Origin of the sequence: Aurantiacibacter marinus (genome assembly GCF_001021555.1) — a bacterium.
Lineage (GTDB): Bacteria > Pseudomonadota > Alphaproteobacteria > Sphingomonadales > Sphingomonadaceae > Alteraurantiacibacter > Alteraurantiacibacter marinus.
In genome coordinates this window covers 292,875-313,488 of the sequence record NZ_LDCP01000003.1, presented here as the reverse complement: position 1 = coordinate 313,488, position 20,614 = coordinate 292,875, and the positions used below count along the sequence as shown (strand labels likewise).

Annotated in this window: 24 protein-coding genes and 1 tRNA gene; 4 read left to right on the top strand and 21 right to left on the bottom strand. The window is 59.3% G+C overall.

All coding sequences use genetic code 11. The features are described 5' to 3' along the window. Positions 1 to 79 precede the first annotated feature (79 nt). From AB731_RS11580 to AB731_RS11545, 9 genes are all read right to left on the bottom strand, one after another. Complete coding sequence (locus AB731_RS11580; RefSeq protein WP_047094005.1) at positions 80 to 757, bottom strand: tetratricopeptide repeat protein; 678 nt, start codon at positions 755 to 757, stop codon at positions 80 to 82. Further along, complete coding sequence (locus AB731_RS11575) at positions 754 to 1,182, bottom strand: cytochrome c-type biogenesis protein (protein WP_047094006.1); 429 nt, start codon at positions 1,180 to 1,182, stop codon at positions 754 to 756. Before AB731_RS11575 ends, AB731_RS11580 begins: the two co-directional genes overlap by 4 nt. After that, on the bottom strand, positions 1,179 to 1,715 hold the full coding sequence (locus AB731_RS11570) for a redoxin family protein (RefSeq protein WP_047094007.1): 537 nt from the start codon (positions 1,713 to 1,715) through the stop codon (positions 1,179 to 1,181). The genes AB731_RS11575 and AB731_RS11570 overlap by 4 nt, the downstream gene beginning before the upstream one ends. Further along, positions 1,712 to 3,685, bottom strand: a complete 1,974-nt coding sequence (locus tag AB731_RS11565) for a heme lyase CcmF/NrfE family subunit (RefSeq protein ID WP_047094008.1) — start codon at positions 3,683 to 3,685, stop codon at positions 1,712 to 1,714. Before AB731_RS11565 ends, AB731_RS11570 begins: the two co-directional genes overlap by 4 nt. Further along, positions 3,682 to 4,155 (bottom strand): cytochrome c maturation protein CcmE, encoded by a 474-nt coding sequence (ccmE, locus tag AB731_RS11560; protein WP_047094009.1) that lies wholly within the window; start codon positions 4,153 to 4,155, stop codon positions 3,682 to 3,684. The genes AB731_RS11565 and ccmE overlap by 4 nt, the downstream gene beginning before the upstream one ends. Next, a complete protein-coding gene (locus AB731_RS14150) occupies positions 4,152 to 4,292 on the bottom strand; it encodes a hypothetical protein (protein WP_164474697.1) in 141 nt (46 codons plus the stop codon). The genes ccmE and AB731_RS14150 overlap by 4 nt, the downstream gene beginning before the upstream one ends. Next, entirely contained in the window at positions 4,289 to 5,047 is a 759-nt protein-coding gene (gene ccmC, locus AB731_RS11555) for a heme ABC transporter permease CcmC (RefSeq protein ID WP_047094010.1), read from the bottom strand. Before ccmC ends, AB731_RS14150 begins: the two co-directional genes overlap by 4 nt. 100 nt (positions 5,048 to 5,147) lie before the next feature. Further along, a complete protein-coding gene (locus AB731_RS11550) occupies positions 5,148 to 6,212 on the bottom strand; it encodes a Leu/Phe/Val dehydrogenase (protein WP_047094011.1) in 1,065 nt (354 codons plus the stop codon). Between the two features lie 46 nt (positions 6,213 to 6,258). Beyond that, positions 6,259 to 6,335 (bottom strand) — tRNA-His (locus tag AB731_RS11545). A gap of 307 nt (positions 6,336 to 6,642) precedes the next feature. Between AB731_RS11545 and AB731_RS11540 the strand changes: the two genes are divergently transcribed. The 3 genes from AB731_RS11540 to AB731_RS13715 all read left to right on the top strand — a co-directional run bounded on the left by AB731_RS11540 (position 6,643) and on the right by AB731_RS13715 (position 8,202). Continuing rightward, on the top strand, positions 6,643 to 7,224 hold the full coding sequence (locus AB731_RS11540; protein WP_047094251.1) for a prolyl hydroxylase family protein: 582 nt from the start codon (positions 6,643 to 6,645) through the stop codon (positions 7,222 to 7,224). 7 nt (positions 7,225 to 7,231) lie between these two features. Continuing rightward, a complete protein-coding gene (locus AB731_RS11535) occupies positions 7,232 to 7,645 on the top strand; it encodes a GFA family protein (protein WP_047094012.1) in 414 nt (137 codons plus the stop codon). Positions 7,646 to 7,713: 68 nt separating this feature from the next. Next, positions 7,714 to 8,202, top strand: coding sequence for a DUF2165 family protein (locus AB731_RS13715; protein ID WP_052769021.1), 489 nt, complete (start codon positions 7,714 to 7,716; stop codon positions 8,200 to 8,202). Positions 8,203 to 8,263: 61 nt separating this feature from the next. Here the strand turns inward: AB731_RS13715 and rpmE are convergent, their stop codons facing one another. The 10 genes from rpmE to pyrH all read right to left on the bottom strand — a co-directional run bounded on the left by rpmE (position 8,264) and on the right by pyrH (position 17,619). After that, complete coding sequence (rpmE, locus tag AB731_RS11525; protein ID WP_047094013.1) at positions 8,264 to 8,500, bottom strand: 50S ribosomal protein L31; 237 nt, start codon at positions 8,498 to 8,500, stop codon at positions 8,264 to 8,266. Positions 8,501 to 8,596: 96 nt separating this feature from the next. Beyond that, positions 8,597 to 9,046, bottom strand: a complete 450-nt coding sequence (fabZ, locus tag AB731_RS11520; RefSeq protein ID WP_047094014.1) for a 3-hydroxyacyl-ACP dehydratase FabZ — start codon at positions 9,044 to 9,046, stop codon at positions 8,597 to 8,599. 24 nt (positions 9,047 to 9,070) lie between these two features. After that, positions 9,071 to 9,727: an OmpH family outer membrane protein gene (locus AB731_RS11515; protein ID WP_047094015.1), complete on the bottom strand. Its 657-nt coding sequence runs from the start codon at positions 9,725 to 9,727 to the stop codon at positions 9,071 to 9,073. Further along, positions 9,727 to 12,369 carry an outer membrane protein assembly factor BamA gene (bamA, locus tag AB731_RS11510; protein WP_231638932.1) on the bottom strand — a complete coding sequence of 881 codons (2,643 nt, stop codon included), beginning with the start codon at positions 12,367 to 12,369 and terminating at the stop codon, positions 9,727 to 9,729. The genes AB731_RS11515 and bamA overlap by 1 nt, the downstream gene beginning before the upstream one ends. 261 nt (positions 12,370 to 12,630) lie before the next feature. Then, complete coding sequence (gene rseP / locus AB731_RS11505; RefSeq protein WP_231638931.1) at positions 12,631 to 13,704, bottom strand: RIP metalloprotease RseP; 1,074 nt, start codon at positions 13,702 to 13,704, stop codon at positions 12,631 to 12,633. Positions 13,705 to 13,755: 51 nt separating this feature from the next. Beyond that, entirely contained in the window at positions 13,756 to 14,910 is a 1,155-nt protein-coding gene (locus AB731_RS11500; protein ID WP_047094018.1) for a 1-deoxy-D-xylulose-5-phosphate reductoisomerase, read from the bottom strand. Continuing rightward, on the bottom strand, positions 14,907 to 15,671 hold the full coding sequence (locus AB731_RS11495; RefSeq protein WP_231638930.1) for a phosphatidate cytidylyltransferase: 765 nt from the start codon (positions 15,669 to 15,671) through the stop codon (positions 14,907 to 14,909). Before AB731_RS11495 ends, AB731_RS11500 begins: the two co-directional genes overlap by 4 nt. Continuing rightward, positions 15,637 to 16,317, bottom strand: coding sequence for a polyprenyl diphosphate synthase (gene uppS / locus AB731_RS11490; RefSeq protein ID WP_047094019.1), 681 nt, complete (start codon positions 16,315 to 16,317; stop codon positions 15,637 to 15,639). The genes AB731_RS11495 and uppS overlap by 35 nt, the downstream gene beginning before the upstream one ends. 20 nt (positions 16,318 to 16,337) lie before the next feature. Then, positions 16,338 to 16,895 (bottom strand): ribosome recycling factor, encoded by a 558-nt coding sequence (gene frr, locus AB731_RS11485; RefSeq protein ID WP_047094020.1) that lies wholly within the window; start codon positions 16,893 to 16,895, stop codon positions 16,338 to 16,340. A 4-nt stretch (positions 16,896 to 16,899) separates the two neighbouring features. Next, positions 16,900 to 17,619 (bottom strand): UMP kinase, encoded by a 720-nt coding sequence (gene pyrH / locus AB731_RS11480; RefSeq protein ID WP_047094021.1) that lies wholly within the window; start codon positions 17,617 to 17,619, stop codon positions 16,900 to 16,902. A gap of 145 nt (positions 17,620 to 17,764) precedes the next feature. Here pyrH and AB731_RS11475 point away from each other — a divergent pair, with 145 nt between their 5' ends. Further along, a complete protein-coding gene (locus AB731_RS11475; RefSeq protein WP_082126469.1) occupies positions 17,765 to 18,616 on the top strand; it encodes a metallophosphoesterase in 852 nt (283 codons plus the stop codon). On the opposite strand, the gene AB731_RS11470 is transcribed toward AB731_RS11475, so the two are convergent. Both AB731_RS11470 and tsf read right to left on the bottom strand, forming a co-directional pair. After that, the gene (locus tag AB731_RS11470) at positions 18,613 to 19,332 is read right to left on the bottom strand and encodes a hypothetical protein (protein ID WP_047094022.1); all 720 of its coding nucleotides are present in this window, start codon (positions 19,330 to 19,332) and stop codon (positions 18,613 to 18,615) included. The two genes, AB731_RS11475 and AB731_RS11470, sit on opposite strands and share 4 nt — an antisense overlap. A gap of 317 nt (positions 19,333 to 19,649) precedes the next feature. Next, the gene (gene tsf / locus AB731_RS11465) at positions 19,650 to 20,576 is read right to left on the bottom strand and encodes a translation elongation factor Ts (RefSeq protein ID WP_047094023.1); all 927 of its coding nucleotides are present in this window, start codon (positions 20,574 to 20,576) and stop codon (positions 19,650 to 19,652) included. Between the last annotated feature and the right edge of the window lie 38 nt (positions 20,577 to 20,614).

Here is a 20,614-nt window from a genome sequence, read left to right as displayed (position 1 = left end):
TCGCTTAATCGCCCAGCGGCGAAACGCGCGCGATAGCAGCGCGGCAACCGCCTAGCAACATGGTGCGGCGCACAAACGTCTATTCAGTTGGTGCAGCAACAGGAGGTCCGCCCTGCGTCGCCTGCAATTCACCCATCGCGCCGAGCATTCCGTCGAGGCGGTTGAGCCTCTCTTCAAGGCCCTCTCGCCCCGCTGCATCTTCCGGGGCATTGGCAAGTGCTTCTGCCCAGATTCCGCGCGCTTCCATAAAACGGCCCTGCCGGATCAGCGCCACGCCAAGAAAATAGCCCGCACCCGGATGCGCCGGAGCCAACGTTGCGGCCTGACGATAGGCATAGAGCGCCGGCGCGGTAAGTACGCCGTCTGAATGTTCGACAAGGACATTGCCTAGCGCCAGCCATGATTCCAGATCGCGCGGATTCTCGTTGGTGACGCCGGACAGAAATTCCGACGCCTCCACGTAGCGGCCGCGCCGCGCCATGGCATCCGCCGTTATCAACCCGTTCGCCCGGCTACGCTCGCGCTCTGCAATGAATTCACGGCGCTGCTCGACAATATCGAAATCGCCTTCATTGGCGGTACGCTCTGCCGATTTGGGGGCAGAAGCAAGATCGGGATTCGCCTGCCAGGCGTAACCGGCAAGCCCGAAAACCAATGCCGCAGCAAGGCTTGTCCACAAACTGCGATCAAGCCGGAAAACAACTGCTGCGATGGCGAATGCGACAAGCGCCAGCAGGATCACGGAAATCCAGGTCATGCGGATTCACCTTTGCGCCCGACACGGCGCCAGAACATCAGGCCGCCGAATAATACCAGCAGCAGGGGTACAACAAACAGCGGCCACGTTGTCGCGCTGACTTGCGGATCATAGCTGACATAATCGCCGTAACGCTCCACAAGCCAATCGCGCACTTCATCGGGTGTTTCACCTGCCTGAATGCGGCTGCGGACCTGGTGCCGCATATCGCCCGCCATCGGCGCATCGCTATCGGCAATGGACTGGCTCTGGCACTTGAGGCAGCGCAGCGTTTCCATGAGGACGCGGGCAGCTTCTTCCAGAGCCGGGTCATCAAGCTGCTGATAAGCGTAAGGCGCAGGCGGCATCGTATCCTGTGCGGCCACAGGCGCAGCAAAAATCGCAGCGCAAAACAGGGCCAGTAAAGCTGTCAGAACAGTCTTCATGCCCCCGCCTTCCGCAGTTCTTCCAGCAATTCCGGCACGTGTTCGGGCCGGATATCGCCGATATGCTGATAAGTAATCGTACCGTCGCCAGCGATCACGAAAGTTTCTGGCACGCCAGACGAACCGATCGCAAGTTGCACTTCAGAAATGTCATCCCGGCCAATGCGGGTAAAAGGGTTGCCGTAAAGTTCGAGGAAGCGGTCGACGTCTTCGGTCCGGTCACGGATGGCAACAGCAACGATCTGCGCGCCCTCACGCTCAAGCGCTTCGAGCTGCGGAGCTTCTGCCGCGCAAGGTACGCACCAGCTGGCAAAGACATTGAGCAGTTTGGGGCTGCCATCGGCAAGATCGGCGCTTGTCAGTCCGGGCCTCGACGCGGTGGCTGCGGGCAAATCAAAAGGCGGGATTTCTTGCCCGACCAGCGCACTTTGCACAAATTCGTCACGCGGTTGGGTCAATTGGTAGCCGAACAGGCCGAACAGGCCCGACGCGATGAGAACGGCTGCCCAGAGCAGGATGCGCAGGGTTTTCATGACGCGGGCTGAACCTCTGGTTCCAACGGCAATTCATCGTGATCATCGACATCGGTTGCATAGCGGCGACGGCGCAGATCACCGATGACCCGACCAACCAGCGCAAGAGCACCGCCAAGAGCGATCAGTAGGCCGCCATACCAGATGAATGTCACAAACGGCTTCCACCACAGCCGCAGCTGCCAGCGGCCATCCTCCGCCTGATTGCCCACTGCCACATACAGCTGCCCATTCCAGCGGGTGAGCAAGGCCACCTCGCTCGTTTCCATCTGCGGCGTCCAGAAATTGCGCGATTGTGGCCGCGCCTCTCGCTCTGGCCCGCCATCATACGAAATCATCATATTCGCCTGCATCGCAGTCCAGTTCTGCCCGGCAAGTGCGTTCACACTATCGAGCCGGCCGGTCCACGGGCCAACTTCAACCACATCGCCCACGCTGGCCGCGACAAGCCGTTCCTTCTGGAACGCACTGTCGGCTGCCATACCGAACAGCGCCACCGCCACGCCGAAATGTGCAAGGCACATTCCCCAGACCGCCAACGGAGTTCGCAGCAGTGCGCGTTTGAACAGCGGTGCCCAGCTGGCGATGGCAAGACCTGCCGCCAACGCCAGACCCAGCACCGAAAGAATGCCGATGTCATTGAGCAACGCCACGCCGACCAAAACAGCCAGAACGATCGTACCGGCCAATGCCACAGGCTTGATAATGCGCGAAAATTCATCCCTGCGCCACCGCAGCAGCGGGCCGACCATCAGCACCAGAACCATGGGCAAGAAGAAAATCGCGCCGACCGGATTGAAATACGGCGGCCCTACGGAAACGCGCACATCAAAAGCCTCTGTCAGCAGCGGATAAAGCGTGCCCAGCAAGACAATTCCAAGAATCGCAGACAGCGCGATATTGTTCACTACCAGCGCGCCTTCACGGCTCACCAGACTGAACCGCTCGCCCTCTGCGATGGTATTGGCGCGCAGGGCAAAGATCACCAATGCGCCGCCAATGTAAAGTATCAGCAACCCGAGGATGAAGCTGCCTCGCTCCGGGTCAACAGCAAAGGCGTGGACGCTGGTCAGAATACCGGAACGTACAAGAAATGTGCCGACCATGCTCATTGAAAAGGCGATCACGCCCAGCATGATTGTCCACGTGCGCAGTGCGTCACGCGCAGCCAGAACGCTGGCGGAATGCAGCAGAGCGGTAGCCGCGAGCCACGGCATCAGACTGGCATTTTCGACCGGGTCCCAGAACCACCAGCCGCCCCAGCCAAGCTCGTAATACGCCCAGTAAGATCCGGCGGTGATACCGATGGTGAGGAATATCCACGCAGCCAAGACCCATGGGCGCATCACGCGCGCAAATTCTGGCGTCACGGCGCGTGTCAGCAATGCGCCAACCGCGAAGCTGAAAGCGACCGACAGACCGACATAGCCAATGTAAAGGGTTGGCGGATGAAAGGCCAAGCCGATGTCCTGCAACAGCGGATTGAGTCCGTTGCCTTCTGCGGGCACTTCCGTCAGCCGCTCGAACGGATTGGAGGACAGGATAAGGAAAGCGTAAAAGCCAAGGGCGACAAAGGCCTGCGCCGCCAGCGTCGCCATCATGGTGCGTTCTGCAAGGCGCCGCTCGATCAGGGCGATCAGGCCTCCCGCCATAGCCATCACTGTCACCCACAGAAGCATGGATCCTTCGTGATTGCCCCATGTGCCGGACAGCTTGAAAATCATCGGCTTCATGGAATGCGAATTGATCGCGACAAGCCTTACCGACAGGTCGGTGACGGCGAACAGATAAACCAGCGACAGGAACGCAATCGAACACAAGAAGGCCTGCAAGGTCGCGGCAGGCCGCACAAGCGCGGAGAGAGGAGCTACACCATCGGCAGCGCGTGCGCCGGCAAATCCACCCAGCAATTGCAAGACGGCAAGTGCGGCAGAAAGCCACAGGGCGGCAAGTCCGATTTCAGCAATCACTGGCTCGATCCTGATACCGTATCCTGCATTTCCTCGCGCATTTCTGCGGTCGTCATACCTTCCAGTTCGCGTGGCATGTAATTTTCATCATGCTTGGCCAGCAAATTGTCGGCAACGAATGTCCCGTTGGCGTCCATACGGCCATCAGCGACCACGCCCGATCCTTCAACGAACAGATCCGGCAGGATGCCGGTGTAGCTTACGGGAACGCGCGCCTCTCCGTCCTCGACGATGAACTGAACCGTGACCCCGTCTGCCTGCGTCGTGATAGAGCCTGTTTCCACCATGCCGCCAAGGCGGATCGCCTGGCCTGGTTCCGGCGGGTTGGCCGCGACGTCGGCGGGAACGTAGAAATAGCTCGCCTGATCGCGCAGCGCATAAACCGCCAGCAGAGTTGCCCCGATCAGCGCAAGCAGCGCCACTACCAACAACGCCAGGCGTTGGTGCTTCGGCTTCAATCCCGTGGTCATTTGTTCTTTGCCCTGTCACGCCGCGCCTCTGCGGCCTTCATCGCGAACCAGCTTTGCGCCACCAGCGCCAGCGTGCCCACCACGGTCACTCCGTAAGAGGCATAAACGAACAGCATCTGGTCGAGTGCTTCCCTCACGCCGTCGCTCCATCACTTTGCAGATCGGCATTCATGTCGGCTTTCTGGGCCTTTCGGCGCAACCGCGCCTCTGCCTGGATATCGGCCAGAATTGTGCGCATCCGCGCCAGCACCACGCCGCCGAACAGCAGCGAAAAGCCGATCGTTGCCGCCAGAAGCGGCCACAGGAAAACGGGATCAATCGAACTTTGTCCGATGGTGATGCTGGGCGGCTGGTGAAGCGAATTCCACCACACCACCGAACGGTTGATAATCGGCACATTGATTGCGCCGACAAGCCCGAAGATGGCGGCGATGCGACTGGCCTGCCCTTCGCGCGCAAGCGACGAGGACAAGGCGATGTAACCGAAGTACAGAAACAGCAGCACCAGCATGCTCGTTAGCCGGCCATCCCAAACCCACCAGGTTCCCCATGTCGGGCGGCCCCAAATGGAGCCGGTGGCAAGACATATGGCGGCGAATACCGCACCTGGAACTGCGGTAGCTCTAGCCGCAATGGCGGCGAGCGGATGGCGCCACACCAATTCGACAAGGCTGGCGACGGCGATTGCAGTCCATCCGCCCATGCCAAGCCAGGCGGCGGGCACATGCACAAACAGGATGCGGACCGTATCGCCCATCAGCCGGTCAGGTGGAACCTGCGTAAATCCCCACAGCAGCGCGCTGCCAGTCAAGACCAGCCCGCTCACCAGCAACAGCGGAGTGAGCCACTTCGCGATCCGCAAGAATCGGGCGGGATTGGCGTAAATATGCATCGTCAGGCTTGGATAATTACCACCCGCCTTCAATGGCAGGTGGGGCGGCGGGCGACAAGCCTTCCCTTAGGTCCAGCACACCAATTCTTGCGCCGAAAGCTTATCCGCGCCCAATCAGTTCCATTGCCATCGCGTCCGCCACCTCGTTCGATGGCAGACCTTGCGCCGCACTGGCATCCCAGATCGTCTGCAAACGGCCCGGTATCTGCGCAATCCGCTGGCGCACTTCGTTGATATCGCAGGCCTTGCCGTCCTGGCGGCACAGATATTCCAGGCTGACATTGATGATGCCGCCAGCGTTGATGACGTAATCCGGCGCATACAGAATGTCGCGCGCGTGCAGTTGCCGACCATGCTCCGGCCGCGCGAGCTGGTTGTTCGCGCCGCCCGCCACAATGGCGCAATCGAGCCGCGCGATGCTTTCATCATCCAGAATCGCGCCAAGCGCATTGGGGCTGAACACATCGCAAGCGGTGCCAATGACCATATCCGATTCGACAGCCTCGCCGCCGATTTCGCTGGCGAGTGCCTGAGCCCGCCCACCATCGATATCGGCCACAATCAGATCGGCGCCATCTTTGGCCAGAAGGCGTGCAACGCCGCCGCCAACAGATCCACAGCCCTGAACTGCAACGCGCACGCCCTGCATGGAATCCTTGCCCAGCTTGTGCGCCACAGCTGCCTTGATGCCGTGATAAATGCCCATCGCTGTGAACGGTCCAGGATCGCCGCCTGCATCGCCTTCCAGCGCGGGCAGTCCGCAAACATGCGCGGTGCGTTTGGCAATGGCGACCATATCGGCCTCGCTCGCGCCGACATCCTCGGCAGTTACATAACGTCCAGCCAATGCCTCTACTGCATCGCCGAAGGCCTCCAGCATGGCGGGAGTCTTCGTTCCGTCCTTGTCGAGCAGTACAACAGCCTTGCCGCCGCCAATCGGCAGGCCAGCCATCGCGTTCTTGAAGCTCATCCCGCGTGACAGGCGCAACGCATCGCGCATTGCACCGGAAGGTTCCGCATAATGCCAGAAACGGGTGCCGCCGGCAGCAGGGCCGAGATGGGTTGAATGCAGCGCGATAATTGCGGTCAGGCCCGATGCGCGGTGGTGAACCACCTCTACGCGCTCATGCTCGTCCCAATCCGGCTCGGTCCAAAATGCCGACATATATGCCCTGCCCTTATATAATCAGCGGCAAGGAAGCTGGAGGAAATGGGGCGATCGAGGGGTCTTGAACCCCCGACCTCCGGTACCACAAACCGGCGCTCTAACCAACTGAGCTACGATCGCCACACCAACAGCACGCATGCCAAGATGCGCGGCTGTACGGACCTGCGCCTGCCGGTCAAGCGGCTTCCAACGCGGGACCGGGCCAATTGCACAAGCAGGCCGCGATGCAAAGCAAAAAGTTCGCGCAGACGGAATTCGCGAAAGATTGTTACGCGCCCCCTTTTTTTGCAGCGCGCTGCGTTCTATCGAAATCTTCATGTCGACGCCAATTCCGAACCTGGCCGCGAATCCGGCACCAAGTGCCGCCTCACGTGCCAAGCCGACTCCGGGAGAGAGCAGCGCAGCGATTCTCTTGCGCCACCAGGGGATGCGCCAGTTCCCCTCGCCGAGACTGACATTGCTCGATTGCCCCGGGTTTCTCCCGCCGCAATTGTGCGCAGACCTCATCACCCTGATCGACAAGGACCGCCGCCCTTCCACGATCGCGGATAGCGACGGCGACAGTTATTTCCGCACCAGCGAGACCTGCGACCTGGAGGCGAGCGAGCCCGCCGTGCAGGATCTGGAGGCCCGTCTGCTCGCGCTGAACGGTATAGACCCTGCGCATGGGGAACCTGTTCAGGGCCAGCGCTATGCCGAAGGGCAGGAGTTCAAGGCACACACAGATTTCTTCGAGCCGAACGGTGTCGACTTCGCAAAATATTGCAGCACTGCAGGCAATCGCACGTGGACCTTCATGATCTATCTCAATGCGGTGGAGGCTGGCGGCGCAACCCGCTTCAAAGTGGCGAAGAAGACTTTCCAGCCAGAAACCGGCAAGTTGATCTGCTGGGACAACCACCGCGAAGACGGCTCGCTCAATCCGGCTACGCTGCATCACGGGATGAAAGTGCGCAAAGGCGTGAAATATGTGATTACCAAGTGGTATCGGGAAAAACCGTGGGTGTGATCCTATCATGACGCAGCAACGCCAGGGCGGGTGCCATTGCGGTGCCGTTCGTTTCACGCTCGATATGCCGGAAAACCCCGTGATCCGGCGGTGCAATTGCACCATCTGTGCGATGAAGGGCGTGGTAATGCTGGATGCGCCGATGACTTCACTGACGATTACCGCAGGCGAAGATTCGCTTTCACTTTATACTTTCGGTTCTGGTCAGGCGCGGCACCGGTTCTGTTCCAGATGCGGTATCCACACGTTCCACCAACTGCGCTCTGAACCCGATCACTACGGGATCAATGTTGCCTGCATAGACGGAATGTCGATCTATGACTTTGAGGAAACTCCGGTTTTTGACGGACAGAACCATCCTGCCGACACAGGCCAGTATCAGTACATCGGCGTGATGAAATTCGAACGGACGCCGGGCTGAACTGCCGCATTTGCGCAAACCGCATAACCGGCGTAGCTTTTCCTCACATTAGAGTTGGGGGGGAACCAATGATCCGCATAATAAAGGCCGCACTGGTGGCATTCATCGGGCTGCATGCCCTGTTCTACGCGATCCAGAATATCGCCAATCTTGCACAGGCGCATGGGGCATTGCTCTATGTAATCTCTCTGGCAGACCATGAAGTCTATCCGCGCACCGCATTTTTCGCGCTCGCCAATCCCGCATTGGCATGGTTCGCGCTTGGCGCGGTACTCATCGGCGAATTTGCCGTCAGCTTCTTCGGAATCAAAGGCGGCTGGGACCTGCTGCGTGCACGTACTGCCGATCCGGCCACATTTCACGCCGCGAAAAAAGCCGGTATCATCGCCGCAGGTATCGCCCTGCTCACTTGGTTCGGCCTGTTCATGACATTTGGCGCAGCTTTCTTCCAGATGTGGCAAACCGAAGTAGGTACAGGCTCCATGGAAGGGGCCTTCATGTATGGCGTGGCATCGGCCGTAGTGATGCTGTTCGTCTGTCTTACTGCCGACGACTGACCACGAAAAAGGGCGGCCCGATCGGACCGCCCTTTTTGAAATTTGCCCTGAAGGTGGCTGATTAGCCTTCCTTCTTGCCGCCAATCTTGAGGCCACCGAAACGCTGGTTGAACTTGGCAACGCGGCCACCGTCCTGCAGACGCTGCGGGCCACCGGTCCATGCCGGGTGGCTGGTGGGGTCGATTTCAAGATTCATCGTATCGCCCTCTTTACCCCAGGTGCTCTTCGTCTGGAACTCGGTACCATCGGTCATTTTGACGTTGATGATATGGTATTCGGGATGCGTATCGGCCTTCATGGCGTATTGTCCTTCTAAGCATAGGCCCGGTTCCGACCGGACAAGCTGTTAAATGAGATGGCGCGCGGTTAGCGCCGCAGTGCGCCAAGATCAACCTTATTCGGGCGGGTCGGCAATCATCGCCGTAAAGCTGACATCACATGTCACCTTGCCATCAACGCTGGCCTTGCCTGCGAATTTGCAGATATTCCGGCGCTGCTGCGTGAACTCCACGTCCAGCGCCAGCAGGCAGCCCGGTTCCACCGGTGCGCGGAACTTCGCGTTCTCGATGGCCATGAAATACACAAGCTTGCCGCTTTCGGCCAGATCGAGCGTTTCAATGCCGAGAATGCCGGCAGCCTGCGCCAGCGCCTCTATCTGCAGGACACCGGGCATAATCGGTCGACCGGGAAAATGGCCCTGGAAGAAACCTTCGTTGAAAGTCACGCCCTTGACCGCGCTGATGCTTTCGCCCTTCACCAGATTGGTGACACGGTCGACCAGCAGCATCGGGTAGCGATGCGGCAGAGCCTTGAGAATACGCGGAATGTCGTAAGCGTCGCTCATGGCCCTGCCTCTATCTTGGTGTGCTTAACGGCCAGTCGCAGCCGGTGCAGGCTGTGCGGCGACGGCGGCAGCTTGCTGTTCACGCAATTCGCGCGGCAGCCAGCCTGCTGGGGGCACGAGCTGTGCGGCAGGGATCAGGACATTGAGCTGCTGCAAAACAGCTTCGTTCAAATTGTGATTCGCTTCGGCGTGAAGAACCACGTCGGGGCTGATCACCAGGGTCACGCCTTGTGTCCGTGCCGCGTTCTGGATGGCTGCCTGGAGCTGATCCTGGATCTGCTCTTCGACATAGGCCTGGCTCAAAGCCACGGGGCCGAGGATCTGTTGCAGTTCTGCTTCGCCCTGCTGACGCAGCTGCTGTATCTGCAAAGCCTGCTGCTGCAACGCGGCCTGATCGGCAGCGGGCTGCTGACGCGCGGTGTTGAAGGCGGTGATCAGCGGCTGGATCTGCGCGTTCAGCGCGGTCTGACGGCTTTCGGCCTGCTGCAGTTGAGGAGCATATGTCGTCTGTCGCTGGGTCTGCGCAGTCTGGTAAGCGGTGGAGTTGACCACAACTGCCGGAATATTGACTACGCCGATTTGCGGGGCCGCTTGGGCCATCGCAGGTGTAGAAATCGCAGGTGCGGCAAATGCCGTCACGGCGAGAGCGGCGGCAAGCGCCGGCTTCAGAATAGTTTTCATTAGAATTGTGTTCCTACGTTGAACGAGAAGAGTTTTGTTTCGTCACCGCGCTCTTTTAGCAGAGTCGTGGCGACATCGATCCTGAACGGACCGAAGGGTGAGTTCCAGTTTACGCCAATCCCGACCGAAACACGCGGCGAAGGCGAATCGCCGACGAATTCCTCGACGAATGGTGGCAGTTGCGAACCGACAGGCTGATTGTTCAAGCCATCGGGCCCGATCGGGTTTGTCACGATCTGCTGTCCGACAACTGTGCCGGTCGAATCGCGGATGAACTGCTGGAACAGGGCGTTGCCGTCGCCATCACGCTGCGGAATGAACAAACCGTTGGGCAGCGGGCTTTGCACCAGTTGCGGCCGATCGACATCGAACACCGAACCCACATCGACAAAAACCGATGGCCTCAGCCCAAGTTCACGCGCGCCCGCCCCAAGCGGAATTTCGATTTCTGCACGTGCGAGGTAATATGCATTACCGCCCAGCGCATCATCCTGATTGCGTTCATCCCCCAGGTCCAGCAGATCATCTTCTGTCAGAACGCCGTCGCCATTTTCGTCGACGTAGAAGCGCCGCACCACGCGCGGGCCAACGCCGCGGATGTCAAAGCCGCGGAATTGCCCTTCGCCAAGGAAACTACGTTCTGTCAGCAGGACGCCCTCGTCCCCATAACCGTAAATGTAACCACCTTCGAGCGAGAGCGAGCCGATGAAGCCGCTGCCAAGGTTCCAGTAACGCGCCGCATTGACGCGGGCGCGCACATATTGCGTATCGCCGCCCAGACCGGCCCAATCGACCGACAGCGCAGCGTTGCTGCCGCTTGTCGGGCGCACCCGGCTGTTGAGGTTGTTGTAGGACAGCGACGCGCCGAGAATGGATTGCAACCGGTCACCCAGCGCATCGCACAGATAACGGCCCGCCAGCAGCGGTTCGCACTGTGATGTGCCGTCACCATCGAAATCGGCGAAGAACTGGTTCTCGTCGATCGTAATCTGCTGATAATTGAGCGTGTAACGACCCAGGAAGCTGACATATTCGGTCAACGGCACGCCCACACGCACGCCGAAGCCGGTCGTCGTCTGTTCGTACGTCGCCTGGTCGCGGTCGAAATACCCGTTGTTGAAATCCTGGCGGTAAATATCGAAACCCAGCGCGATATCGCGGTCGAACACCTTCGGTTCGGTGAAGCTGATGTTTGCCGAGCGCGAGAAGCGTGAATAGTTCACACCCAGCGCGACCGTCTGCCCACGGCCACGGAAATTGTTCTGCTGGATGGAGCCGTTGAAGATGAAGCTTTCCAGGCTGGAGAAGCCGGCGGAGAGCGTGAGCTGGCCAGTCGGTTCTTCCTGAACATTCGCCTGCAGGATGATGCGGTCCGGGCTGGAACCTTCCACCTGTTCGACTTCGAAGTTTTCCTGAAAATAGCCCAGCGAATTGATCCGGGCCGTGGTCCGGCGGACTTGCAAGGTGCTGAAAGCATCGCCTTCCGCGATACGGAATTCGCGCCGTATTACCTTATCCTGCGTCAGCGTGTTGCCGTTGACTTCAATCGCCTCGACATAAACGCGGTCCGCTTCGGCGACGGTGAACGTCACATCCATCGTGCGGGTTTCGGGATTGCGGATGATGCGTGGGCGCACGTCTGCAAAAGCGTAACCGAATGCACCGGCGGTTTCCGTCAGGCGTTCAACCGTGTCGTCGACCGTTTCGGCATTGTACCAGTCGCCGTTTGCCATCGACAGGCCGGCGGACAGCGCCTCGCTTGAGAAATCACGCAGCTGGCTGACAACTTCGACATCACCGAAGGTATAGCGCTCGCCTTCTTCCACCACGTAAGTGATGATGAAGTCTTCCCGGTCTGGTGTCAGCTCTGCGACGGCAGAGATCACGCGGAAATCGGCATAGCCTTCTGTCAGGTAAAACTGCCGCAGCTTTTGCTGGTCGAACACCAGACGATCGGGATCGTAGCTGGTGTTGGAACTGAAGATCGCAAGCAGGCTGGCTTCCTGCGTCGCCATCTCATCTTTCAGATCGCCGTCGGAGAACACTTCGTTCCCGATGATGTTGATCTGGCGGACCTTGGACTTCGGCCCTTCCGAAATTTCGAAAATCACGTCCACACGGTTCTGGTCAAGCATGACCATCTGCGGCTCTACCGTGGCTGCAAAACGGCCCTGCCGTTTGTAAAGTTCGATAATGCGGGCAACATCGGCGCGCACCCGGCTGCGTGTGAAAATCTGGCGCGGGGAAAGGTTGATTTCGGGCAGAATCTCGTCCGCGTCTACGCGGCGGTTTCCTTCCAGAATGATGCGGTTGATAATCGGGTTTTCCTCAACCTCGATCACCATCGCACCGGTACCTTCGTTGAAGGTGATCCCGAAATCGGCAAACAATTCCGTATTGGCAAGCGCGATCAACGCGGAGTCAGCCGCGGCAGCGCTGTACACATCCCCCGGACGCAGCTGAATGTAGCTGACGATCGTCTCCGGCTCCAGACGCTGTGCGCCCTGAACCGCGATCGAGCGTATCACCTGCCCCTGCTCGGGTGCCGGTGCCGTTACAGGCACAGGAACATCCTGTCCGGGCGGCGGCACTGGCGCGCTGCCATCCTGAGCGTGAGCATTCAGCGGGAGACCCGCCAACATAGTGCACCCCAAGAGGGTGGCAGCATAGCGTGATGCAGTGATAGTTTTGGCCTTATTGGAACCCATTATCCGTCCACTCTAGTCGACACCAGCGCCCGAAGCGATCAAACCGTCCGGTCCTGCCTGCTTCGGGCCTGCAATCGGTCTGTTCGATCGGTCATCAGCGCGAAAAAGCGCCATTGCCCGATGCTAGCGTGGCAATCAAGCGACCTTCCGGAATTTCGCCCCGAATTTGCGCCGATGCCGTTTAACTTTCCACGCCTAACCGCCCCACAGGGGCAATTTGGCGATATCGATAACCGTCACGAACAACATCAGCGCCAAAACGATGGCCATACCAGTGCGGAACGCGAGTTCCTGACTGCGGGGGCTGGCGGGTTTGCGGCGAATTGCCTCAACCGCGTAAAACGCCAGATGCCCGCCGTCGAGCGCCGGGATTGGCAGCAGGTTAATGAATGCCAAGTTAATTGAGATGAGAGCGGCAAAAGAGGTGAATTCAAGCCAGCCCAAACTCATCCGTTCTCCGGACACCTTTGCAATCGTAATCGGCCCCCCAAGCTCCTGAACCGATCGCTCACCTGCAAAAATCTGCTTTATGCCCAGCACAATGATGCGGAACATGTCTGCAGTTTCCTGCGTGGCAAGCCCGACAGAAGATGACAGGCCTACGGGTTCAAATCGTGTTTCGGTAGGATTTGTCTCGATCCCGATCCGGCCGATTATGGCCTTGTTACCGAACGAATCCTCTATTTCGGTGGGGCGCGACGTGACATCGAAGGTTTGCTGCGAACTGCCGCGTTCGACCGTTACAGCAAAAGTACGGCTCGGGTGCAGCATGACGGCCTGCTGCAATTCACGAAAAGCGCTCATCGGCTCGCCATCTATGGCCACAACACGGTCGCCGATTTCAAGCCCGGCTTCACGCGCCGCGGATTCTTCCGCAAAGGCAGCGATATAATTCTCGTCATTCGGATCAGCTGGCAACGGCTGGCCAAAAGACATGAAAAAGGCCGTATAAATGGCAATTGCCACCAGCACGTTCGTTACCGGCCCGGCAGCGACAATCAGCGCCTTTTGCCAGAGAGGCCGTGTCTGGAAAGCGTCGGCCGGCGGCGGATTGTCTGGATCGGGCATACTGGCCGGATTCATGTCCCCCTTAAACTGAACATACCCGCCAAACGGTAACATGGACAGCTTCCAGCGGGTGCCGCGCTTGTCTGTATAGCCAGCGATTTCCTTGCCGAAACCGACAGAGAAAGCCTCTGCACCAACGCCAAACCATCGCCCGACCAGATAATGGCCCAGTTCATGCACAACCACGAGCGGGCCCAGCATCAACAGGAAGCCGGCAATATACATCCAGAAAGGCAAGCTTGGGATATCCACTCAGACAGGCTCCAGCATTTGCGCAGCGCGCGCCCTCGCCTCGGCATCGACAGCCAGCACGGCATCGAGTGTCTCGGGCGCAGACGGCGCATAATTTTCCAGGGTTCTGGCAACAATTGCCGAAATTTGCGTGAACTTTACCTGACCGGCAAGGAAAGCGGCCACGGCTACCTCGTTTGCAGCGTTGAGCACAGCAGGTGCAGCGCCGCCCGCATGGACCGCCTCTCGCGCCAATTTGGTGGCGGGAAAGCGCTCCTCGTCAGGCGGAAAAAATGACAGCTCCCCAATGGCCGCAAGGTCAAGCGGCTTGAGGTCCGTGCCCATTCGCGCCGGATGGGCCAACGCAGAGGCGATGGGTACGCGCATGTCGCTTGGCCCAAGCTGCGCCAGCGTGGAACCATCACGGTATTCGACCATGGAATGAATGACGCTTTGCGGATGGACAATGATGCGAAGCCGGTCGAGCCCCACGGGGAACAGGTGGTGCGCCTCAATGAATTCCAGCCCCTTGTTCATCATCGTGGCGGAATCGACACTGATCTTTGCGCCCATATCCCAGTTGGGATGCGCCACCGCCTGCGCAGGCGTGGTCGACTCCAGCTCGGCGTAGGTCTTCGTGCGCAGTGGTCCGCCACTGGCAGTGAGCGTGATCCACTGCACATCGGCAATGTCGTTGCCCTGAAGGCACTGGAAAATGGCGTTGTGCTCTGAATCGACGGGCAGCAGCGTGGTACCGTGTTTGTCCACCAGCCGCGTCATCACGCCGCCTGCGCTGACCAGCGCTTCCTTATTGGCGAGCGCGACGGTCTTGCCCTGTGCAATGGCTGCCATCGTGGGTGCAAGTCCCGCGCAGCCCACGATAGCGGCCACGGTAATGTCAGCGCCGCGCGCAGCAGCATCGCACAGCGCCTTCGCGCCGCCAGCGGCCTCTACACCCGTGCCGGACAGGTGCTGGCGAAGCTCGGGCAGACAACCCTCTTCGCCCACGACAGCAATTTCTGCGCCGAATTCGATCGCCAACCTGGCCAGCTTTTCCGCCGAACAGTTGGCAGTAAGCGCAATGACGCGCCAATGGTCACGATCATTGCGGATCAGGTCCAGCGTGGAATCACCGATGGAGCCGGTTGCTCCGAGGAGAGAGATAGAACGCGTCATGGATGGACACGGTACCACAATTCGGCCGAGACGATAGCAACCGGCAGCAAACCGTCGATCCGGTCAAGAATGCCGCCATGTCCGGGTATGAGATTGCTGGAGTCCTTGATCGCCGCCCGGCGCTTCAACCAGCTTTCCAGAAAATCGCCTGCCTGCGCAACAATGGCTAGCACGGCGCCGATTGCGAACGCCGCCAATCCGATAACCGTGAACGCCCCGCCGCCGTTCGACACGAAGAAGCCGAGCGACACGAGGCCAGCCGCCAACATGCCGCCGCCAAGGCCAGCCCATGTTTTTGACGGACTGATACGCGGCGCAATTTTCGGACCGCCTATGGTTCGTCCCGAGAAATAGGCGCCCGTATCGGTGGCAATCACGACCGCGACGATGCCGAGAACGACCTCCTGCGGCAGTCCCCCGAGGCGATATGCCGCCCATGCGATGTAAACGCCGCCAATGAAGAATGTGGCAGCCTGGACCGCCTTGTTCTGGCTCATCCGGCCCGCAATGCGGACCAGTTCAAAGAAGCCGGCAAGCGCAATCAGCGCGATAAAGATCTGCCAGACCAAGCCGCCAATCCACAACGCTCCGCCCGCAACTGCGATCATCACCACAGCGCTGGCCGCGCGCTTCGGAAGGTCCCCGGTGCGGACCGACAATGGCACTGCGGCGAGCTTCTTCACGCCCGCTTTCAGCCGGTCACGCCGACGTTCGTCATGGATATTGTCACCGTCCGCCAAAGCGCCGCTCCCGTGTGGCAAATGTTTCGCAGGCTTCGCGCAAATGGTCCTCGCTGAAATCAGGCCAGAGCACATCCATGAACAGCATTTCGGCGTAAGCCGATTGCCACAGCAGGAAGTTGGAAAGCCGCACTTCACCGCTTGTGCGGATCAGCAGGTCCAATGGCGGAAGGTCGGCAGTGTAGAGATGCCTTGCGATGCTGTCAGGGTCAATCGTGCCCTCCTCGGCTGCAAGGCGCGCCGCGCGGGCGATTTCGGCTTGCGCGCCGTAATTCAGCGCCACGGCCAACGTGCGCGTCCCATCCTTTGTCCGCTCCAGCGCGTCTTCCAGTTTTTCGACAATGTCGGGGGCAAAAGCTTTGTAATCGCCGATGATTTTCAGCCGCACCTTGCGCTGGATCATATCCTTCAGATTGGCTTCGATAAACCTGCGCATCAGGTTCATCAGGTCTGAAATCTCGCCTTCCTCCCGCTTCCAGTTCTCGCTGGAGAATGCATAAAGCGTCAGGCATTCAAGCCCGAGATCTTCCGCTGCCTGCACGGTTTTTCGGACAGCCTCCCCGCCCTGCCGATGGCCGAAAGCGCGCGGCATACCGCGCTTCTTCGCCCAGCGGCCATTGCCGTCCATGATAATGGCGACATGGCGGGGATAGTTTGGTTCAGACATCAAAAGAAATCCTGCAGGCCTTACTGCGTCATGATTTCCTTTTCCTTCGCTTCTGTCGCAACATCGGTTTCGGCGACATATTTGTCGGTCAATTCCTGCACTTCGGTCTCTAACCGCTTGCGGTCGTCCTCCGAAATTTCTTTCTTTTTCTCGTCTTCCTTCAGCGCTTCATTCGCATCGCGGCGGACGTTACGGATGGCGATCTTGGCCTTTTCGGCATAAGTGCCCGCCAGCTTCGCCAGTTCCTTGCGGCGTTCCTCGTTCAGATCGGGCATCGGCAGGCGGATCGTCTGGCCATCGGTCATCGGGTTCAGCCCGAGGTTAGCCTTGGAAATGCCCTTCTCCACCGCGCTCACGTTCGATTTGTCCCACACCTGCACGCTGAGCATGCGCGATTCAGGGGCGGAGACGGTGGCGATCTGGTTGATCGGCATCATGGAGCCATAAACCTCGGCCACAACCGGATCGAGCAGCGCGACATTGGCGCGGCCCGTGCGCAAACCGCTCAGATCGCCTTTCAGGCTTTCCACAGCGCCCGCCATCCGGCGTTCTACATCGGCCTTGTCATACTTCGGCATAGTCTCAGTCCTTTTGTACTATCGTTTGCACGCCTTCGCCCGCCAGCACGCGCGCAACGTTGCCCCTTTCGCGGATCGAGAAGACCACAAGAGGAATATCATTATCGCGGCACAGTGCCACGGCGGAAGCGTCCATCACCTTCAGATTGTCTGCCAGCACCTTGTCATAAGTGACAATATCGAACCGCTTGGCATCCGGATTGCTCTTCGGGTCGGAATCGTAAACGCCATCCACGCTGGTGCCTTTGAACAAGGCATCGCAGCGCATTTCAGCAGCGCGCAAGGCAGCGCCGGAATCGGTGGTAAAATATGGCGCGCCGACACCGGCAGCGAAGATCACGATGCGGCCCTTTTCCAGGTGCCGTTCCGCCCGGCGGCGGATCACCGGCTCGCATACCTGATCCATCTGGATGGCACTTTGTACGCGGGTGTGGACGCCTATCTGTTCCAGCGCGCTCTGCATCGCCAGCGCGTTCATGACCGTGGCAAGCATGCCCATGTAATCAGCCTGCGCCCGGTCCATGCCCTGGGCTGCACCGGCCATACCGCGAAAGATATTTCCGCCGCCAATGACAAGGCAGATTTGCAGGCCGGTATCGCGCGCAGCCTTCACCTCTTCGGCAAGGCGCAGCACATATGCAGGGTCAATCCCGTAATCCTGTTCCCCCATCAGCACCTCGCCCGAAAGCTTGAGAAGGATACGCTTGGAATTGGGCAGCAGCATTTCGGGTAGCATCCTCTCAGGTGGCGGTTCGCGCGGCTTTAGAACGGGGCGACGGCGAAGCCAAGGGCTCCGCGATGCTTTTGCGAAACTGGGCTTTTGCGCGAGCGGCTTGCCAGAACCGCTGGCTAACCTATGCCTTTGGCGCATGGGGCGATTACATACATGGCTGGTGCGGCGCTGGAAGCTGGTGGCAATGTTTGTGCTGGTTTGCACCGCTTTGCTTGGCTGGAAGGCTTGGTCGGACACGATGGACGATCCGGTGGTCCTGCGCACGCAGGTTGCCCTCCCCGGTCTACCATCTGGCGGAGAGCCGATTACCGCCGCGCTGATATCCGATATCCACGTTGCCGGACCGGATATGCCGCCTGAACGGCTGGCGCGGATTGTGCAGCAGATCAACGCGCTGGAACCCGATATCATCTTCATCGCAGGCGACCTTGTTAGCGAGAAGCGCACCGGAACGCATATCTACACGCCGCAGGAGATCGTCGCGCCGCTGGGCCAGCTTCACGCCCCGCTTGGCGTAGTGATCACGCCGGGCAACCACGACCACTGGTTCGGATGGGACGCGCTGAAAGCAGAGCTGGAAGCCCACGGGATCAGCGTGTTGCAGAACGAGGCCGCGCAGATTGGCCCGCTGGCCGTGGGCGGAGTTGATGATGCCTACACGAGGCGCGATGATCTCTCGCTCGTGCTGGATCAAATGCGCGAGCTTACCGGCGGGCGGCTGATCGTGACACACAGCCCGGACATCACGCCGCAGGTTCCAGCAGAAATTTCACTGGTGCTGGCAGGCCATACCCATTGCGGCCAGATCAGCCTGCCGCTGATCGGCGCGCCTGCCTATATGTCGCAATATGGCGACCGCTACGCTTGTGGTGCGATGGTAGAAAACGGGCGCACAATTATCGTGGGCGCAGGACTGGGGACGAGCCTTCTGCCGATCCGCTTCGGCACGCGAGCCGAGATTTGGTTGGTGGAACTGAGCGGGGTTTAGTCTCGCTCCCAAGGGGCGATGCTGGACGCTGGCCGCCAGCACGCCTCCAATGACTGTGCAAATTGGACAGCCCATTCACCCGGACTTTCGGGAGCAGCCCACCCATAATATGTTGTTTCAGAAAGATAGCTGCCCCTGTGAACGAAGCGAATCTTGTCCGCGTGAAGCGCCAGCTGCGGTATACCCTCGCTCGGCGTGAGTTGTGTGGCAAAGAAAGACAACACCGGGTCTGCTTCCAACAAGGCCATTGCGGGCTCGCAGCCGGACACATCTGTCTCCAGCCACTCAAGCTGATAGCGGGCCAGCGCGTCGCGCAGGGCCAAGTCATCACCAACGCCTTCGTCGAACAGATAGCCGAACAATACCTGGCCCCGATTTCGGGGGCGTAATGGTTCCCCATCAAAAGGCGCGCGCACCATGCGGGCGATCAAGCGATTGCCGCAGTTTCTTCGGGCTTCGCCTGTATCATCGCTCGTGCAGCCTTTTTGGATAGCGATAGAATAGACCGGGAAGCCGTAATCATCACCGGAATAGATAATTTCCATCCATGGCCTTGTGCCTTCAGGAAAGAAACGCTGTGGATCGAAAGCCAGCTCTCTGGTGCGTTCACGATAGTCGTAATCATTATCCGCGTGCTGGGCCTGCGCCGGGGATGATAGGACGGCTGCGAATATGCAGAGAGTTACGGAAAGCAGGGGAAGCTTTTTATCGTACATAGGCCAAGTCTACGCGAAAGTATCTTGCTGTAAAGGCCCGTCAAACAGACATTAGATAACAACCATACAAAAGCCGACACAAGCTACGACAGCCTACCGCTTTCCTACATCGCCACCCCTTCGCCAGTGTCGCGGCGGCTCTTTGTTATCGTTGGCTCCCCTCTCTCTGCCTGAGATGCGTCATGTGAGACGCATTCGGCAAAGTGTCACCCTATTCACTGACCCAAAACCGCGCAAAACCAAGCGGATAGCAAAACGGCCAGGGTGACACTGTCACCCTGGCCGTTTTGTTTACAGGTTCGCTGAACTACAGGCGATTAAACGCCAGCGGCAGCGGCAACTTCTGCTGCGAAGTCGCTTTCTTCCTTCTCGATGCCTTCACCAAGCTGGAAGCGAACGTAATCGACCAGTGTGATCGCGGTGCCGGCTTCCTTGCCAGCGGCGGCAACCACGTCTGCGATGGGCGTCTTGTTGTCCATCACGAAAACCTGGCTGAGCAGGGCGTTTTCCTTGGCGTATTTCTTGATCGCACCATCAACCATCTTTTCCTGGACAGCTTCGGGCTTGCCGCTTTCGGCAGCCTTTTCGGCAGCAACCTTGCGCTCACGCTCGATGACTTCCGCGTCCAGATCTTCAGCGGTCAGCGCCTGCGGGAATGCCGCGGCGATGTGCATGGCAAGCTGCTTGCCCAGCGGTTCAAGAACGTCTGCAACCGCTTCGCTTTCAAGCGCCACGAGGACGCCGATCTTGCCGAGGTTCGGTGCCTGCGCATTGTGCATATAGGGCACGATCATGCCGTTTGTGACAGACACCGTCTTCATCCGGCGAACCTGCTGGTTTTCACCGATGGTGGCGACATTGTCGGTCAACTTGTCTGCAACAGTGCCGCCGTCTGGATAGGCAGCAGCCTTCAACGCATCGACATCGTCGCTGCTCTGCTCGAGCGCTACAGCGGTCGTGTTGCGGACGAAAGTCTGGAACTGGTCGTTCTTGGCAACGAAGTCGGTTTCGGAATTGACCTCGACAGCCACGCCCTTGGTGCCGGAAACAGCAACGCCGACCAGACCTTCAGCAGCCGTACGGCTGGACTTCTTCTGTGCCGTGGCAAGACCCTTGGCACGAAGCGCGTCAACCGCAGCTTCGATATCGCCTTCTGCTTCGACGAGCGCCTTCTTGGCGTCCATCATGCCCGCGCCGGTTTTCTCGCGCAGGGCTTTCACATCGGATGCGGTAAAAGCAGCCATAGTATTGTCCTTTTTGAAATTGCTTATGCACCGGGCCT